The sequence below is a fragment of the Natrialba taiwanensis DSM 12281 genome (assembly GCF_000337595.1).
Lineage (GTDB): Archaea > Halobacteriota > Halobacteria > Halobacteriales > Natrialbaceae > Natrialba > Natrialba taiwanensis.
On sequence record NZ_AOIL01000002.1, the window covers coordinates 1 to 2076 of the forward strand.

A 2076-nucleotide genomic window follows, 5' to 3' on the forward strand; every position below is an offset into this window, starting at 1 on the left:
GGAACAAAGACGTGAGTCGTTGCGGCTGCAGCGCAAATAACGACAATAAACAGCGAGTAGCTGTGTCCAACACGTGCTCGCATTGAGCGCGCGAGCGGGGCAAGCAGGTAGAACACGTTGCCAAAGAAGACTGGGATCGCTAGTACGAATCCGCTTCCGAACAGTGCGTATTCCCCGTTTTCTTCGCCTGTAATGGCTGTGAATGAGCGGATAATACGCTCTGCAGCGCCGCTCTCTAACATCGTCTTCCCGATCACTGCAGCCATCAGGATGGGTATTCCCACACCTGCAAACGTGTCGCCGAATGATGTCGTTGTTTCAGACGCGATTTCCTCAAGTGGTACTCCCGGCGCGACGATCCCGACAATGAACGTCGCAATTATCAGCCCGATGAACGCGGGCAATTTGAGCTTGACCAGGAGTAGTATTGTCGCTACTAAACCCACTCCGAACGCTACTAGTGGGGCATGTGGAAATGCCATGTTCTCCCCCACATACTGGATGGTTATAAATCTATGCGGGCAAATAGGGTTATTTTCGAAAATAAATCTCGGAAACTGTTTTAATTGTGTCGGATTGGTCATGGCTGGTCAGAATGCTCGCAATCGGCTGAAGGCTTCGGGATCGGTGCCAAGTCATTATTGGATGCAGACACGTTCCGTTCCGGTATACGCGAAAAAATCATGTTGAACACTGTTTGCTATCTGTAATCGGTGGCGTTTTTCCGATCACAGAGGAATGACGTCAGATGAATCCCGATTTGCTCCTTTACCGTGCTAGAGGCCATTGATCCCGATAAGATACTGATACCGAGAATGGCGTTTTGAGGAGTATCCGGTTGCTGTCCCGTATTCAGGTCAGATTAGTATTTCCTATATAGTCGGAAATGGTATCGAGTGTGTAGAAAAAGGTTTTTGCTACTCGGGAAGACATCCGCCACCATGGTAGGAAGTAACGCACAAAAAACGATCAGTGCTGTTGAGACCTCGTTTGAGATTCTAGATGCACTCAATGAGCTAGAACCTGCTGGAGTTTCAGCTATCGCGGAGCAGACCGATATCTCTACGAGTACTGTATTCACTCATCTAAATACGCTACTTACCCAAGGGTATCTTGTCAAAGAGGGTTCCCAATATCGTCGATCGCTACGGTTTCTAACCGATGGTGGGGCCATTAGACAACGTTTTGAAGCGGCCCAGTTACTTGAAGAGAAAGTTTCCGAATTGGCAGATATAACAGGTGAAATTGCCGGCGCGGCAGTTGAGGAGCGAGGATACCGAATCATTCTCTCTCGTAGTGCCGGGGAGATGGCTGCCGGTGACGAGATTACTATCGGAAACCATACTCAGATGCACTGGACATCGCTTGGCAAAGCCCTTCTTGCGCATTTATCCTCCACAAAACGTTCCAAAATCATTGACCACCATGGGCTCCCCCGCGGCACCGACCGGACATTCACAGACAGGGCTGAATTGGAAAACGAACTAAGGAAGATCCGTCAGCAAGGATATGCGATAGATGACGAAGAACATTTACGGGGTGTGCGGGGTATTGCTGTCCCAATTCTCGATGATGAACAAAATATAATCGCCTCAATCGGTATCACTGGCCCTCGAAGCCGATTTCAATCCTCATACCTCGCTAATCTTCTCGATGCACTGGAGTATGTGAAAAATGAGATCGAAGTCAGAACTCAATACTAGATTCAGTACTTCACAAAGCCGGTTAGTCGAACCGCTGAAACGCCGTTATCAGCAGGAACGCTTAACTAGACAGTGCCGCCACACCCTTGATATTCGAATAGGCCTCGTGGGTCATCTCATTGACTCGTGGCGCAATTCGGAGGTCAGTGAGAACCACAGCTACTCCCGGACTTCATCGATCGACTCAGCAACGTCAGCCGCTTGGATATCGCTATAGGCCTCATGGGTCGTCTCAATTGACTTGTGCCGCAGCGCCGCCTGTGCGAGTTCAGAGTGACCCTGTTCGGCTATGTTGAATCACTAGACGGCGTCGGGGAAGGTCAGTAAATCGAAGGAGTTGAAGCGGGAGACTTCAGTTGTTCATGACCCAAAT

The 2076-nt window shown here is 49.5% G+C and carries 2 protein-coding genes and 1 pseudogene; 1 reads left to right on the forward strand and 2 read right to left on the reverse strand.

All coding sequences use genetic code 11. The features are described 5' to 3' along the window. Positions 1–482 (reverse strand): GntP family permease (locus C484_RS00640; protein WP_239640891.1); only part of this gene is annotated, 482 nt, incomplete at its 3' end. A gap of 459 nt (positions 483–941) precedes the next feature. Between C484_RS00640 and C484_RS00645 the strand changes: the two genes are divergently transcribed. Further along, positions 942–1703, forward strand: coding sequence for an IclR family transcriptional regulator (locus C484_RS00645; RefSeq protein WP_006824047.1), 762 nt, complete (start codon positions 942–944; stop codon positions 1701–1703). Between the two features lie 159 nt (positions 1704–1862). On the opposite strand, the pseudogene C484_RS24070 reads toward C484_RS00645, so the two are convergent. Then, a pseudogene (locus C484_RS24070) lies at positions 1863–1988 on the reverse strand (tyrosine-type recombinase/integrase); the annotation flags it as partial. Positions 1989–2076 lie beyond the last annotated feature (88 nt).

What these genes read in the sequence shown, in the direction of transcription:
- C484_RS00645 (WP_006824047.1), top strand. Translation starts at nt 942, where the DNA reads ATGGTAGGAAGTAACGCACAAAAAACGATCAGTGCTGTTGAGACCTCG.